The following is a 16,206-nucleotide window of genomic DNA, read 5'->3' as shown; positions in this document are numbered from 1 at the left end:
AAAGTTACAACTTAAAAATCACTAAAAGGCTGATTTAAATCATCTTTAGGAATTTGAAAACCTTCATGAAATTTTTGTTATACGCTAACCACTCAAGTATAAGCCAATTGTCTTATACTGAATCTTATCAATATGTATAATTTAAATTTTTAAATCAATACTATTTAAGGCTATAAATGATTTATGATTTAAAAATTTAACGTTTTTAAGTTTTTATTAGTTGTTTTTTGCTTAGTTTTACAATTCATTAACTTAAAAATCATAATAATATGAAAAAAATTACATTTTTAATGATGTCATTTATGATGTTTGCTTTCGGGTATGCACAAGATGCTATCATTACAGGTTATGTTGACTCTCCTTGCCCTGGTGCAGATGGGAGAACAATAGAAATTTACGTCAACGGAACGGTTGATTTTACTGATTGGAATCTTGCAAGACAATCTAATGGAGGTGGTTTTACAACAAATGTTGATTTAACTTCATTAGGAAGCTTAACAGATGAATTTGCTTATGTTACAAACGATGAAGCAACTTTGGATGTTGAATTTACGATTAACTCCACAACACACAACGTAATTGAGAATTCGGTTATTAGCAGTAATGGAGATGATGCTTTCCAAATTACTGATGCTGGTGATGTTGTCGTGGATAGATTTGGAGAAGAAAACGTAGATGGAACGGGAACTGCTTGGGAGCATGTCGATACTTATTATTATCGTAACGATGGAGCAACAGCTAATGCAGGTGCTTTTGATCCTGCTAACTGGACTTTTGGAACGCAAGATGCGCTTGATAATTTAGGCAACTGTAATTTTGAGCCTGCTCTTAGCAATTATGTTCCTTTCGGATCCTATATGTCGACTGTGGTTGCTCCAGGTGAGTCTTGTGCAAATCCTATAGCGATTACTGGTTTGCCTTACACTACATCTGATGATACAGCTAACTATGGTAACAACTACAATAACGGTGATAGTCCATGTGATTCATTTTATTTAAGCGGGGATGAGGCTATTTATGCATTTACTCCTGCTAATAACATGGCAGTAAATATTAGTCTTTATAATGTTTCAGTCGACTATTCTGCGATTCACGTTTTAGACGCTTGTTTAGATGACAGCCCAAATTGTGTGGCTTTTGAAGGAAATTCTAACTCAATTGATAGAAATTTAGAGGGTGTATATTTGACAGGTGGACAAACCTATTATATTGTTATTTCAACTTGGGCTACGCCACAAAGTGTGCAATATGAATTAAGTATAGAAGAAATTACTTGTCCTGCTCCTACGGATGTTGTGCTTAGTAATATCACACAGACTTCTGCTGATGTTTCATGGACATCTTTTGGATCAGAAACCGAATGGGAGATTCTTTATGACGAAACAGGCTTTGATCCATTAGTTGATGGAACTTCAGTTATAGATAATGATGGAACTTTAGGTGAAACTTTATCAGGTTTAACTACAGGTACTACTTATGATGTCTATGTCAGAGCGATGTGTTCTGCAACTGATATGAGTGATTGGACAGCTGTGGCAACTTTTTCAACAGCTTGTGATGTCATAAATACAGCTTATACTGAAGATTTTGAATCTGTATCAAGTTTACCAGCTTGTTGGTCAGTTATTAATCAAGGTGGAGCGAATGAGTGGGTGTTTGAATCAAGTCCAGATGGTGGCGCTCAAAGCGGAGATAATGTGATGAAAATTAGATATAATTCTTCTGCTCATGATGATTACTTAATTATGCCAGCAACTGAAGTTATTGCAGGAACTACAGATATGGTTTCTTTTTCTTTAAGATCAAGAGCTTCTAGTCTTTTAGAACCTTTTGAAGTTGTTTTATCTACAACTGATAATATGTCGGACACATCTTTTGATGAAGTTCTTCAAGCTGAAATGGATGCTCCAGATACTTGGACACAATACGAGTTCGATCTATCAGCTTATGTAGGTCAAACGGTTTATGTAGCGATTAGAGCGACTGGAACGAATGACTTTGAGCTTTTTGCTGATGATTTTGTCTTTGACAGTCCGCCAAGTTGTATTGAGCCTACTGATGTTGTTTTTTCAAATATCACCCTAGATTCTGCAGATGTTTCATGGACGGCAAATGGTTCAGAAACGGAATGGGAAATTCTTTATGGTGAAACAGGCTTTGATCCTGCTGTAGATGGTACATCTGTCATGGATACTGATGGAACTTTAGGTGAAACATTAACAGGTTTAGTTGATGGAACTTTATATGATGTTTACGTTCGTGCTGATTGTGGCTCTGGAGATTTAAGTACTTGGAATGGACCAACAACTTTTGCTACTGAATGTGCTGTGTATTCTGCCGCTTACACGGAAGACTTTGAATCTGTATCAAGTTTACCGGCTTGTTGGTCAGTAATCAATCAAGGTGGAGCGAATGAATGGGTGTTTGAGTCAAGTCCAAATGGTGGCGCTCAAAGCGGAGATAATGTGATGAAAATTAGATATAATTCTTCTGCTCATGATGATTATTTAATTATGCCAGCTACGGAAGTTATAGCAGGTACAACAGATATGGTTTCTTTTTCTTTAAGATCAAGAGCTTCTAGTCTTTTAGAGCCTTTTGAAGTTGTTTTATCTACAACTGATAATATGTCGGACACATCTTTTGATGAAGTGCTTCAAGCTGAAATGGATGCTCCAGATACTTGGACGCAATACGAGTTCGATTTATCGGCTTATGCAGGTCAAACTGTATATGTAGCGATTAGAGCGACTGGTACTGATGAATTTGAATTATATGCTGACGACTTTGCGTTTGGAACAAATACAGTTTGTGCAGCTCCAACCGATGTTATATTTACAAATATAGATAACACCTCTGCTGATGTTGCTTGGTTAGAAAACGGAACAGCAACTGAGTGGGAAATTCTTTATGGTGAAGCAGGGTTTGATCCAGCTGTAGATGGAATATCTGTGATGGATACTGATGGAACTTTAGGTGAGACGCTTACAGGATTATCAGCTGAAACAGATTATGATGTATACGTGCGTGCAATCTGTGCACCAAGTGATGAAAGTGACTGGTTTGGTCCGTCAACTTTTACAACAACAACCTTAGGTATAGAATCTGTTGGTTTTGATAGTTTTTCTTACTATCCGAATCCTGTTCAAGATGAGTTAGTATTGAATGCTGCTCAAAATATCGATCAGGTTCAGATATATAATGTGAGAGGTCAGTTATTGATACTTAAAGAAATCAAGGACTTAGGTGCAAAGCTTAATCTTCAAGATCTTTCAACAGGTATTTACTTTATGAAAGTAGAAATTAACAATGCAACTAAAACGTTTAAGTTGGTTAGAGAGTAAATAAACGAAAGTTTCGTTTTGTTAAAGCAAGCTATGTAAATAGCTTGCTTTTTTTGTATTTAAGAGTTTTTAGTAAAAAATAATTGGCAATTAAACATAATAGGATGATTCATTCTTTTGTAATAACTTTTTTGTAGCAAATTCATTAATAGCAAATTCATTACGCTTTTTAAAATGTTAGCTCAAGGCTTGTCATGTTACCTTTAAGAGCTTTTCATGTTAACATAATAAATGTTAAAAAGTTAAACAATTAACCTAATACGGGTTTTAGGCTTTGTTTTTAACATATAATTTATATATTAGTTCTATAACTTAAAAAACCTTACTCATGAACAAAGTCAAAAACACAGTCTTGTTATTGTTCACGTTGTTAAGTGCAGGAATGTTTGCACAACAAGTGACAGTGACTGGAGCTGTTAAAGATGCGGACGGAATTCCTTTACCAGGTGTCAATATTTTGGTGAAAGGAACGTCAAATGGTACTCAGACTGATTTTGACGGTCAGTTTACCATTCAGGCTGAGACAGGCAAGATGCTTGTTTTTTCTTACCTAGGAATGAAAACTCAAGAAGTTGAAGTTTCAGGTGATGCCGAAATTGAAGTCGTTTTAGAAAGCGACGCAAACAAACTTGACGAAGTGGTTGTCACTGCTCTCGGTATTAAGCGAGAAAAGAAATCACTTGGTTATGCAACACAAGAAGTTGGTGGCGAATCAGTTTCTGATGTTGCAACACAGAACTTTACGAATGCACTTTCAGGTAAAGTGGCAGGACTGAAGGTTAAATCTTCAGGTACAATGGGTGGTTCTACCAACGTTGTAATTAGAGGTAACGCATCATTAACGGGAAGCAACCAAGCTTTGTTTGTTGTTGATGGTACGCCGATTATTAACCAGAACTCAAACACAGGTGATCAAAAAAGTGGTCGAGGTGGTTATGATTATGGTAATGCTGCTTCTGACATTAACCCTGACAATATTGAATCTATTAACATCTTAAGAGGTGCTGCTGCAACTGCACTTTATGGTGAAAGAGCTGCTAACGGTGCAATTGTTATTGAAACAAAAAAAGGAGCAAGAAATAAAGGAATGGGCGTAAGCATTCGTTCGTCTGTCACTTTTGCTGACGTTAATAAAGAAACACTACCTAAGTACCAAAAGAAATATGGTGCTGGTTATTCAGCAGGCTACGATACAGGAGACGGTTTCTTGTTGACAGATATTAATGGTGATGGTATAGATGAAGAAACGACTCCTTTTACAGCTGATGCTTCTTATGGTGCTAAATTTGACCCAAATAGAATGATTTATCAATGGAATTCTATTTATCCTGAATTAGATACATATTTACAAGCGACGCCTTGGACTGCTGCTAAGCATACACCAAATGATATTTGGGAAACAGGGCATACAACGATTAATTCTGTTGCTTTAGATGGTGGTAATGAAGATGGAAATTTCAGAATTTCTTATACAAATTTAAATCAGAAAGGAACTTTACCGAACAGTAGAATCAAGAGAGATAATATCAAATTCTCAGGATCTCATGATTTAACTGATCGATTGACAGCTGCTGCAAATGTAACTTTTATTAAAACTGATGGTAAAGGTCGTTTCGGTACGGGTTATGATGGCCAAAACTTAATGCAGACTTTCAGACAGTGGCATCAAACAAATGTTGATATTTATGATCAAAGAGATGCATATTTCAGCACTCGCAAAAACATCACTTGGAACCCGAATAGTGCTTTTGATAGAACACCTATTTATACAGACAACCCTTACTGGGTAAGGTATGAGAATTACCAGACGGATACGAGAAACAGATACTATGGTAATGTTAATTTAAGCTATGAAATTAGTGATGTCTTTAGTGTTTTAGGGCGTTTTACTTTTGATACTTATAGTGAGTTGCAAGAAGAGCGAATCAATGTAGGTTCTGCGGCGGTATCTAGTTACTCTAGGTTTGATAACCGTGTTGCGGAGTATAATTACGATTTGATTCTTAACTTTAATAAAGACTTGACTTCTGATTTAAATCTTGACGGTAACGTTGGTTTTAATTTAAGAAGAAATGAGCAAACTTTTATTAGAGCTGCAACCAATGGAGGACTGAATGCTCCTGGTTTTTATGCCTTAAGTAACAGTAAAGATCCATTGAATCCACCTTCTGAATATGAAGCGGATCAAATGGTTGATGGTATTTTTGCAAGAGCAAGTCTTGGATATATGAATACTTATTATTTAGAAGGAACAATCCGTCGTGACCGTTCTTCTACTTTACCAAGTTCTGATAATACTTATTACTACCCTTCAGTTTCTACAAGTATTTTGTTATCAAACATCATCGAAGAAGAGTGGTTAGATTTTGCTAAATTAAGAGCTAACTATGCGCAAGTTGGTAGTGCGACAGATCCTTATAATGTTTACAACACTTATGTTGTCAGTGCTCCGTTTAATGGACAAGGTTCTGCTAGTTTAAGTAGTACTTTAAATAATTTAGATTTAAAATCTGAAACGTCAACTTCTTACGAGATTGGTTTAGAGTCAAGCTTTATTAATGATCGTGTGAATTTTGATATTTCATATTATCGTACAAGAACAGAAGATCAAATTACGCCTGTAGATATCTCTAACGCAACAGGTTATGGGAGAAAATTGTTGAATGCTGGTGAGATAGAGAATAAAGGTCTTGAAGTTTTAGTAGGTTTAGTACCAATAAGAACTGAAGATTTTAGTTGGAATATGAATGTGAACTGGTCTAAAAACGAAAATGAAGTAATTAGTTTAGCAGGTGATCTTGAGAATTTACAGTTAGCAAGTTTCCAAGGTGGTGTATCTATTAATGCAGCACCAGGTGAGCCTTACGGTGCAATTAGAGGTACCGATTATGTTTATGACAACCAAGGAAATAAAGTTGTTGATGCTAATGGTTACTATGAAATTTCATCAAGTAACAACGAGGTGTTAGGTAATATTCAACCAGACTGGAATGCAGGTATTACAAACACATTCAATTACAAAAACTTATCATTTAGTTTCTTAATCGATATTCAAGAAGGTGGAGATATCTTCTCATTAGATACTTGGTATGGTATGGGAACTGGTTTATATGATGTAACTGCTGGAATTAACGATTTAGGTAATGAAATGCGTGCGCCAATTGCTGATGGTGGTGGTGTTATTCTACCAGGTGTTGATGCAAGTGGAAACCAAAATACAGTGAGAATTCCTGTAGGTACAGCATCAGATAGTCCTTACGGATATTCAAATGATGCAAACAAAGGTCACGTTTACGACGCTTCTTTTATCAAGTTAAGAGAGATGAGTTTAACTTATAGATTAGATGATAAGTTAGTAGAAAAGTTACCATTTACTGGAGCTTCATTGTCTTTAATTGGTCGTAATTTATGGATTATTGACAAAAACATGCCTTACTCTGACCCAGAAGCAGGTTTAAGTTCTGGTAACATTCAAGGTTACCAATCAGGTGCTTACCCTTCTGCTAGAGAATATGGAATTAATGTTAAACTTAAATTTTAAAAAATAATAGGATGAAAAAATATATAATAACATTCATAGTTGTCTCGCTATTCATTGGCTGTGCTGATGACGACAAGTATGATAGATTAAACGAAGATCCTAAAAACCCTACATCAGTGAGTGAAGATTTTCTTTTCACGAGTGCTGTAGTGAGTCTAGGAGATCTTTTAGCAAGTCCAAATGTTAATACGAATGTTTACAGATTTATTTCTCAGTACTTAACATCTACGGAATATTTAGATGAGCCAAATTATAAATTGGTTTCTAGAAATGTTCCTCAATCACAATGGTCTGAAACTTACCGTGATGTGTTGTTAGATTTGGATGATGCGAAATCATATATCGAAGAGAAAGAAAGCTTAACACAAGCAGAAAAAGATGCTAGACTTGGGCAAATCGAAGTGATTCAAGTTTATGCATGGCAAATGCTTGTTGATACTTTTGGAGATGTCCCTTACACTGAAGCTTTACAAGCTCAGGAAATTACAAACCCAGCTTATGATGATGCTTCAGGTATTTATGAAGATTTGTTAACTAGAATTCAAGATGCTAGAACTATGCTTCAGGCAGGTCAAGGTTTTTCAGGTCCAGACGTGATTTACATGGGAGACATGGCAAAGTGGGAAAAATTTGCTAATTCTTTACAGTTGAGATTAGCTTTAAGAGTTGCTGACGTTTCTAGCATGCAATCTATGGCTCAAACAGCTGCTGAAGATGCAATTAGTTCTAGTGCAGGCGTAATGGCAAGTAATGCTGATAATGCTGTGATTCAATATCAGAGTTCACCTCCGAACACAAACCCATTGTGGGAAGATTTAGTTCAGTCAGGTCGTTCTGATTATTTATCTGCAAATACAATTGTGGATATCATGAATGATTTAGATGATCCACGTCGTTCTTATTATTTTGATGATAACTTAGGTGCTGGTGTTTATGATGGTGGTATTTATGGTGGAGCAAATACATATGCAAATTACACGCATATTGGAGACGCATTCATAGATCCAACACATCCAGGTATCTATATGGATTATGCTGAGGTTTCATTTTTATTAGCTGAAGCTTCTGCAAGATCATTCTCAACGCCTTCAACTGCTGATGTTCACTATGAAGATGGTATTACTGCTTCTATGAATTATGCAGGAATTACTAATGCTGCTGATATTTCAGCTTATATAGCTCAACCAGATGTTGCTTATGATGCAGCAAACTGGAGAGAAAGCATTGGAGAGCAATTCTGGATTGCAATGTTTGATAATCCTTTCCAAGGATGGGCTGTATGGAGAAAGTTTGATGCGCCAACATTAAACTTGCCAGAAGATACTGGTTCTCCTGTGCCATTGAGATATACATATCCTGTGAATGAGCAAAACTTGAATGAAAGTAATTATGATGCTGCTTCAAGTGCGATCGGGGGAGATGAGCAGCAAACTGCTTTATTCTGGGATACGATGTAAATATTTGAATTAGTTTTAAACTAAATTTTATAAGCGGCTGGACTTAGTGTTCAGCCGCTTTTTTTATAAATTTATACCATGAAAAACAAAAAATGTGATTGGTGTTTAGAAAGTCAACTTTATGAAGATTACCACGATAATGAGTGGGGGAAACCATTGCACGATGATCAGAAATTATTTGAATTTCTTGTGCTAGAAAGCTTTCAAGCAGGTTTAAGTTGGTTGACTATTCTGAAAAAAAGAGAAAATTTCCGACAAGCATTTAACAACTTTGAAATAGATAAAGTCGCTGATTATACCGATGATGAAATTGAAGAACTATCCAAAAATGCTGGTATTATCAGGAATAAATTAAAAATTAATGCTGCGATTAACAACGCAAAGTGCGTCAAAAAAGTTCAAAAGGAACACGGTAGCTTCAATGATTTTTTATGGTCTTATGTTGATCATAAACCTTTACAAACCAATTTTATGACCATTAATGATGTCCCTTCTGAAACAGAATTGAGTCAGAAAATCTGTAAAGATCTCAAGAAAAAGGGTTTCAAGTTTGTCGGTCCAACCATTATTTACGCCTTTATGCAAGCGACTGGCATGACAAACGATCACCTTTTAGAGTGTCCTTCACGTTAAAATACACAAGGTTTTCTCAATGGGAATTTATAGGAAACTAAGAAATAAGCCATAAATAATTTTTTCTGAAGAGTCTATGTTTACGACCTATAACTTCTTACTTTTGCAAATCGATTTACAATAGAAAACAAAATGTACAGAACGCACAATAACAACACGTTAAACTTAAAGAATTTAGGCGAAAAAGTAAAGCTCTCAGGTTGGGCGCAAACAATTAGAGATAAGGGTTTTATCATCTGGATTGATATCCGTGATCGTTACGGGATGACGCAACTTGTCTTTGATGCTGAGCGAACGCCAGAAGCTGTTGTTAAAAAAGCGAGAGAAATCGGTCGTGAGTTTGTTATTCAAATAGAAGGAGAGGTTATTGAAAGAGAATCGAAAAATAAAAATATTCCGACGGGTGAAATAGAAATCTTAGTTGAAGATTTACAGATTTTAAATTCTTCTAAAACACCGCCATTTACGATTGAAGATGAAACGGATGGAGGCGAAGATTTACGAATGAAATACAGGTATCTCGATTTAAGGCGTTCTCCTGTTAAAAATAAATTGCTTTTCAGAAGTAAAGTCTCAATGGCAATCAGAAACTATTTGAGCCAAAAAGATTTTGTTGATGTAGAAACACCTTATTTGATTAAATCGACTCCAGAAGGTGCGCGCGATTTTGTTGTGCCAAGCCGCATGAACGAAGGTCAGTTTTACGCATTGCCACAGTCGCCTCAAACATTTAAGCAGTTGTTGATGGTTGGCGGTCTTGATAAGTATTTTCAAATTGTCAAATGTTTTAGAGATGAAGATTTAAGAGCAGATAGACAACCAGAATTTACACAAATTGACTGCGAAATGTCTTTTGTTGATCAGGAAGAAATCTTAGATACTTTTGAAGGTTTAACCAAGCATCTATTGAAAGAAATTAACGGAGTTGAAATAGAAAAATTCCCAAGAATGACTTATGCTGATGCAATGTGTAAGTATGGAAATGACAAACCAGATATCCGTTTTGGGATGGAGTTTGGCGAACTCAATGAAGTGACTCAACATAAAGAATTTAAAGTCTTTAATGAAGCTGAACTTGTCGTTGGTATTGCAATCCCTGGAGGAGCAAGCTATTCAAGAAAAGAGATCGATAAACTTATCGATTGGATCAGAAGACCTCAAGTGGGAGCTAAAGGTATGGTTTACGTTAAATGTAATGATGATGGTAGCTTTAAATCTTCTGTTGATAAGTTTTACGATCAAGATGATTTAAAAGCTTGGGCAGAAAAAACTGGCGCTAAACCTGGTGATTTAATCGCTGTTTTATCTGGAAATAAAAATGAAACAAGAGCACAATTGAGTGCTTTAAGAATGGAAATGGCAACACGATTAGGTCTAAGAAAAGCTGATGAATTTGCACCATTATGGATCGTCGATTTTCCATTGTTAGAATGGGATGAAGATTCAAAACGTTTTCATGCGATGCATCATCCGTTCACGTCACCAAAAACAGAAGATATTGATAAACTTAAATCAAACCCAGGTGAGGTAAGAGCAAACGCTTATGATTTGGTTTTAAACGGAAACGAAATCGGTGGCGGTTCTATACGAATTCATGACAAAGAAACACAATCAAAAATGTTTGATTATCTTGGTTTTTCTGAAGAAGAGGCAAGAGCTCAATTTGGCTTTTTGATGGATGCTTTCGAATATGGAGCACCTCCACACGGCGGAATCGCTTTTGGTCTAGATAGATTAGTAGCTATTTTAGGTGGCCAAGAGAGCATTCGTGATTTTATTGCTTTTCCAAAAAATAACTCTGGACGTGATATCATGATAGATGCGCCAGCTCAATTAAGCACTGATCAACTCAAAGAACTCAATATCGAGGTGAAGCTCTCTCTTGATTAAGTTTTTGCTGAGTTTAAAAGGAATTTAAAACAAAGCTTTTAAAATGAAATCTTTTAAACAAGTATCGGTTTTGCAGAAGTTTTTGCTTTGGAAGACTAAACATCTCTCCGAACAGCAATTCACGCTTATACTCAGCGCGATTATAGGTTTTACTGCTGGTCTTGGAGCAGTCGCGATTAAGAACTTGACGCACTTTATGCAAGAGTTGCTTGAAGGTGAGTTTATTGTTAATTATCACCATGCGTTTTATTTTATTTTCCCAGTGATAGGTTTAGCGATTGTCTATTTTATTATAAAATATTTAATCAGAAAACCTTTGGGTCACGGAATTCCTTCAACTTTATATGCTATTTCAAAGAAGAAAGGCATTATGGAGCGCTTTCAGATGTACGCTTCCTTAATTACTGCACCTATTACTGTTGGTTTTGGTGGTTCTGTTGGTTTAGAGGGACCGACAGTAGCGACAGGTGCATCATTGGGTTCTAATATTTCGAGAATGTTCCGCATGAACCAAAGTATGCGTACACTTTTGATTGGTTGTGCAGCTGCAGGAGCAATGTCTTCAATTTTTAAAGCGCCCATCGCAGCGATTATTTTTGCTATAGAAGTCTTCAGTCTCGACTTAACCTTGGTGAGTATGCTGCCGCTCTTGACGGCATCGGTTTCAGCTATTTTAACTTCTTATTTCTTTTTTGGCTCAGATACAATTATTCCTTTTGTTTTAGAGGATGATTTCACCATTTCACAAGTGCCATTTTATGTTGTTTTAGGATGCATTTCAGCCTTGGGTTCTATTTATTTTACAAGTGTTTATTTCAAGGTACAGAAGCTTTTTCTGTCTATTAAGAATTCTTTTTTAAGATTAATTTTGGCGGGTTTAGGCTTGGGAATTATCCTGTATTTTATACCTCCACTTTATGGTGAGGGCTATGGAGTCATCAATAGTTTGCTCGCTGAAAATTATCAAGAAGCCTTACAGACAAATTTTTTCGATGCTTTTCTTGATAATATTTGGGTCGTTATTATTTTGCTAGCAGGCTTGGTTGTCTTTAAAATTTTTGCAACCTCCTTAACTTTTGCCGCAGGTGGAGTTGGAGGTATTTTCGCTCCTGTTCTTTTTATGGGCAGTGCTTTAGGGCACTGTTTTGCTTTGTTAGTAAATCATTTGGGCTTTCTTAATAAACCGATATCAGTTGGGAGTTTTACAATGGTTGGTATGGCAGGTTTAATGGCTGGCGTGCTTCATGCGCCTTTAACAGCAATCTTCTTAATTGCTGAATTAACTGGAGGCTATGCTCTTTTTGTACCTCTGATGATTACAGCCTTAATTTCATATTTGATCACACATGCATTTCAGCCACATTCGGTTTATACAATGGAATTGGCGCAAAGAGGAGAATTGTTGACGCATGATAAAGATAAAACAATATTAACTTTACTTGAGATTAAAAAAGTCATTGAAAAAAACTTTCAAGTGCTTACAGAGAATATGACTTTAGGTGATATTGTAAAAGAAGGTGTTGTTAAATCATCCAGAAATATTTTTCCAGTTGTTGATGAAGATTATAACTTTAAGGGAATAATTTTATTAGATAATATCAGGACGATCATGTTTGATCAGAAGATGTATGAGAAAGTCAAAGTCTATGATTTAATGCAAAATGCACCTGATGTTATTGATTTGAAGGATTCTAGAATGCAGACAATTATGAATAAATTTCAAAAAACAGATGCTTGGAATTTACCAGTTGTCAAGGACGGAAAATATATCGGATTTATTTCTAAATCGAAATTATTAACAGCTTATCGACAAAAGTTGATTGAAGTGACAGTATAAATTAAATTATGAGAACACTTATTATAATCGTATTTATCATTATTGCTCTTAGTTTTGGTGTGGGTTTCTACTTCAAGCTATATGATGATGCAAAAATGGGCGAAGTTATTATCGGTTTGTCTGTGCTGGCAAGCTCGTTCATTTTAATGCCATTATTTCTATATCATAGATGGAAAGGTAAGAGGTTAGAAGATTACACGCTAACTAAAGAGAAAATGGATAAGATGAAAGACAAGAATTGATAAGCTATTCTATTTGAATTCTTTATAAAAAAAAATTTAATAAATTGTGTTTTATTTAATTCTCTATCATTTTTATTACGTAGTTTTGTGCAATTATTAATTATTATTATATTATGCAAGGTAAAGTAAAATTTTTCAATGAGTCAAAAGGTTACGGATTCATTACAAACGACGAAACAGGAGAAGACATCTTTGTACACGTCACAAGTTTAGACGGCGAATCTTTAAATGAAGGTGACGCTGTAGAGTACACAGAAGAAGAAGGCAGAAAAGGAATGAACGCAGCAAATGTGCGTTTGATCTAATCAAATAAAACATTTTTTTTCAATTTCCTAAAAGGCTACTTTCGAGTAGCCTTTTTTATGCTTTATACTTTTTTGATTTTGACAAAAAAGCCAGACTAATAATCTGACTTCAATTATTGTCTTGCTGTTGTATCTTTAATAAGAACCAACAAAAAAACTCTTTCATAAAGATGAAAGAGTGTATTTTATAAGGAGAGAGTTGAAACTATTCTACAGCTTCTACTTCTTCAGTATTGTCAATAAGAACTTTACCTCTGTAATAAAGTTTTCCTTCATGCCAGTGTGCTCTGTGATATAAGTGAGCTTCGCCAGTTGTTGAATCTGTTGCGATTTGAGGCGTAGCAGCTTTTAAATGTGTACGTCTTTTATCTCTTCTTGTTTTTGAGGTCTTTCTCTTTGGATGTGCCATTACTCAACTATTTATTCGTTTAATAATTTTTTTAAATCTTCCCATCTTGGGTCAATCTCTTCTTCGTCTTTATTATCGTTCTCAGCTTCGGGCTGATAATCTTCTAATCTATCTAAAATCTCTGAGTTTAATGTTCCGTCTTCTACACCAGGATGAATCCTTTTCTGAGGGATTGCTAACACAATTGCCTCGTAGATGTATTGCTTGACATCGATTTCATACTCAGACCACGGTAAGATTAAAACATCTTCATGATCGTCGTTGTATTCTTCGCCAAACTTGACAACAAGCTCTAGTCTGTTTTGAATTTTTTGATCATAAGCTTCTGTTGAAACATCACAATCTAAATTCATAACGCCAGTCAAATCAAAAGTGAACTCAAGCATATTTGCTTTTTTATTGAGCTCAATATTAGCTTTAACATCAGTTGTATTGAAATCGTCATACTCAAAAAACTCAAAGAACTCGTCTTTAATCTGGTAATCAAACTGGTGCTTTCCTTCCTTTAGGCCTACAAATTTTATGGTGTAAGCATTTTTCTCTTCCATCATAACATCAGTTTTGAGCGTGCAAATATATAAAAATTTTCTAAGAAACTATTTTATTTTCTATTATTATGAGATGTTTTTTGAGGCTCTAAAGCATTCTTTTTGAGATTGATATATTCCATCCTATTTTTATAGATTTTGATAGAAGTAAATATCGCTTCATTAAAAGAGTTTGCATTGGCCTTTCCTTTCCCTGCAATGTCAAATGCTGTTCCGTGGTCAGGAGACGTACGAACTCTATTTAAACCAGCGGTATAATTAACGCCTTCGCCAAATGATAATGTTTTAAAAGGAATTAAACCCTGGTCGTGATAGGCTGCGAGTATCGCGTCAAATTTTTCATGCTGTTTTGTGCCAAAAAAACTATCTGCTGCATAAGGCCCGAAGACAAATTTACCAGCATCAACGAATTTTTTGAGAGCAGGCTTGATGATTTCTTCATCTTCCAGACCAATAACGGCATTGTCTCCGCTGTGTGGATTGACACCTAAAACTGCAATTTTTGGCGTTTCAACACCGAAGTCCATCTTTAATGAATTATGTATCGCATTTACTTTGTCTTGAAGACTTTTAGTCGTGATGTGATTAGAGATGTCTTTAATAGGAACGTGATCTGTTAATAAACCAACCTTAATAGATTCAGAAACCATGAACATGAGGCTTTCACCTTTCAGTTCTTGCGCTAAATAATCTGTATGTCCAGGAAAGTTGAATTGCTCAGATTGTATTGAGTTTTTGTTGATGGGTGCTGTGACTAAAGTCTGAATGTCGTTTTTAATCAAAGCTTGAGTTGCAGCTTCTAAAGATTTAACTGCGTATTCACCTATTAATTTATCTTCTTCACCAAAGTTAATTTTCACGCCTTCTTTCCACACATTAACAACATTTATTTTGCCATCTATAGCTTTATCAGCAGAAGAAATGCCATTAAACTGAGCTTTTGTTTTAAAGTGTTTTGAAAAGAAAGACATCATTTTTGAATTTGCAAAAATGACAGGTGTAAACAACTCTAGCATGCGTTTATCTTCCAAAGATTTTAAGATAATTTCTGGCCCAATACCATTCATATCTCCAATACTTATTCCGACCTTTATAATTGATTGATTTCTCATGAAATTCGACTATTTTTGTACACACAAAGGTAAATAAATAATCTACAACTATGTTTACAGGCATCATTGAAACCTTAGGAAAGGTTAAGAATATCCAGAAAAATAATTCAAATATTGATTTTACTTTTAAATCTGATTTTACACAGGAATTAAAAATTGATCAAAGTGTAGCACATAACGGTGTTTGTTTAACTGTGGTTTCTATTAAAGATGATTGTTATACGGTAACAGCAATTCAAGAAACTTTGGATAAAACGAATCTGGGCAATCTTAAAACTGGTGATTTTGTTAATCTTGAACGCGGAATGCGTATGAATGCACATTTGGATGGACATATTGTGCAAGGCCATGTTGACCAAACTGCTGTTTGCGAAAAAGTAGAAGACCAGGATGGCAGCTGGAAATTTACTTTCAAATACAGCCCTGAGCAAAAAAATGTCACTATTGAAAAAGGATCGATTACGATTAATGGTGTGAGCTTAACAGTAGTTGATTCAGAATTAGATGCATTCAGCGTTGCGATTATCCCATTTACTTATGAGCATACAACTTTTAAGAATATTAAAGTAGGTGATACCGTCAATTTAGAATTTGATGTGATTGGCAAATATGTTAAGCGATTAATGCAGCTGTCTTAATCTTTTTTGAAATAATCAGACTTAAAATCAACAATAATGCTGTAACCTTAATGTTAAGAGGAATTCCTAAAGCGTACTCGTTTAAAACAATAACGCCATGAGAAAAGCTTATACTGCTTATATTTTCATTTAATAATACTTTTGAAGAGTGATTTATAGCTCCTAAGAAAAAGTTCAACTGAAGCTGAAAAGAGATTAAAGCAGAAAAAGAAATTAAGAGTTGAAGGATGTTTGTCATAGTCTAGATTAT

At 35.2% G+C, this 16,206-nt stretch carries 13 protein-coding genes; 9 read left to right on the top strand and 4 right to left on the bottom strand.

Annotated elements, in window-relative coordinates; all coding sequences use genetic code 11:
• Positions 1 to 269 precede the first annotated feature (269 nt).
• From CAP47_RS11625 to CAP47_RS11590, 8 genes are all read left to right on the top strand, one after another.
• Positions 270 to 3,344, top strand: coding sequence for a T9SS-dependent choice-of-anchor J family protein (locus CAP47_RS11625; RefSeq protein WP_100776775.1), 3,075 nt, complete (start codon positions 270 to 272; stop codon positions 3,342 to 3,344).
• A gap of 328 nt (positions 3,345 to 3,672) precedes the next feature.
• On the top strand, positions 3,673 to 6,885 hold the full coding sequence (locus CAP47_RS11620; RefSeq protein ID WP_100776774.1) for a SusC/RagA family TonB-linked outer membrane protein: 3,213 nt from the start codon (positions 3,673 to 3,675) through the stop codon (positions 6,883 to 6,885).
• A gap of 11 nt (positions 6,886 to 6,896) precedes the next feature.
• Positions 6,897 to 8,342: a SusD/RagB family nutrient-binding outer membrane lipoprotein gene (locus CAP47_RS11615; protein WP_100776773.1), complete on the top strand. Its 1,446-nt coding sequence runs from the start codon at positions 6,897 to 6,899 to the stop codon at positions 8,340 to 8,342.
• Between the two features lie 78 nt (positions 8,343 to 8,420).
• Entirely contained in the window at positions 8,421 to 8,975 is a 555-nt protein-coding gene (locus CAP47_RS11610; RefSeq protein ID WP_100776772.1) for a DNA-3-methyladenine glycosylase I, read from the top strand.
• 132 nt (positions 8,976 to 9,107) lie between these two features.
• A complete protein-coding gene (gene aspS, locus CAP47_RS11605; RefSeq protein ID WP_100776771.1) occupies positions 9,108 to 10,865 on the top strand; it encodes an aspartate--tRNA ligase in 1,758 nt (585 codons plus the stop codon).
• Between the two features lie 43 nt (positions 10,866 to 10,908).
• A complete protein-coding gene (locus CAP47_RS11600) occupies positions 10,909 to 12,702 on the top strand; it encodes a chloride channel protein (RefSeq protein ID WP_100776770.1) in 1,794 nt (597 codons plus the stop codon).
• 8 nt (positions 12,703 to 12,710) lie between these two features.
• Entirely contained in the window at positions 12,711 to 12,944 is a 234-nt protein-coding gene (locus CAP47_RS11595; RefSeq protein WP_100776769.1) for a hypothetical protein, read from the top strand.
• Between the two features lie 113 nt (positions 12,945 to 13,057).
• Complete coding sequence (locus CAP47_RS11590) at positions 13,058 to 13,249, top strand: cold-shock protein (RefSeq protein ID WP_093244556.1); 192 nt, start codon at positions 13,058 to 13,060, stop codon at positions 13,247 to 13,249.
• A 205-nt stretch (positions 13,250 to 13,454) separates the two neighbouring features.
• On the opposite strand, the gene rpmF is transcribed toward CAP47_RS11590, so the two are convergent.
• Genes rpmF through pdxA form a run of 3 tightly spaced genes read right to left on the bottom strand, consistent with a single transcriptional unit; the run spans position 13,455 to position 15,318 of the window.
• Entirely contained in the window at positions 13,455 to 13,658 is a 204-nt protein-coding gene (gene rpmF, locus CAP47_RS11585; RefSeq protein WP_093244555.1) for a 50S ribosomal protein L32, read from the bottom strand.
• Between the two features lie 11 nt (positions 13,659 to 13,669).
• The gene (locus CAP47_RS11580; RefSeq protein WP_317042715.1) at positions 13,670 to 14,209 is read right to left on the bottom strand and encodes a DUF177 domain-containing protein; all 540 of its coding nucleotides are present in this window, start codon (positions 14,207 to 14,209) and stop codon (positions 13,670 to 13,672) included.
• A gap of 50 nt (positions 14,210 to 14,259) precedes the next feature.
• A complete protein-coding gene (pdxA, locus tag CAP47_RS11575) occupies positions 14,260 to 15,318 on the bottom strand; it encodes a 4-hydroxythreonine-4-phosphate dehydrogenase PdxA (protein WP_100776767.1) in 1,059 nt (352 codons plus the stop codon).
• A 50-nt stretch (positions 15,319 to 15,368) separates the two neighbouring features.
• Here pdxA and CAP47_RS11570 point away from each other — a divergent pair, with 50 nt between their 5' ends.
• Complete coding sequence (locus CAP47_RS11570; protein WP_100776766.1) at positions 15,369 to 15,956, top strand: riboflavin synthase; 588 nt, start codon at positions 15,369 to 15,371, stop codon at positions 15,954 to 15,956.
• Here the strand turns inward: CAP47_RS11570 and CAP47_RS11565 are convergent.
• Complete coding sequence (locus CAP47_RS11565) at positions 15,931 to 16,194, bottom strand: hypothetical protein (protein WP_100776765.1); 264 nt, start codon at positions 16,192 to 16,194, stop codon at positions 15,931 to 15,933. The two genes, CAP47_RS11570 and CAP47_RS11565, sit on opposite strands and share 26 nt — an antisense overlap.
• Positions 16,195 to 16,206 lie beyond the last annotated feature (12 nt).

Origin of the sequence: Psychroflexus sp. S27, assembly GCF_002810405.1 — a bacterium.
GTDB lineage: Bacteria > Bacteroidota > Bacteroidia > Flavobacteriales > Flavobacteriaceae > Psychroflexus > Psychroflexus halocasei_A.
The sequence above is the reverse complement of the archived record's forward strand: the minus strand, read 5'-3'. Positions and strand labels throughout refer to the sequence as shown.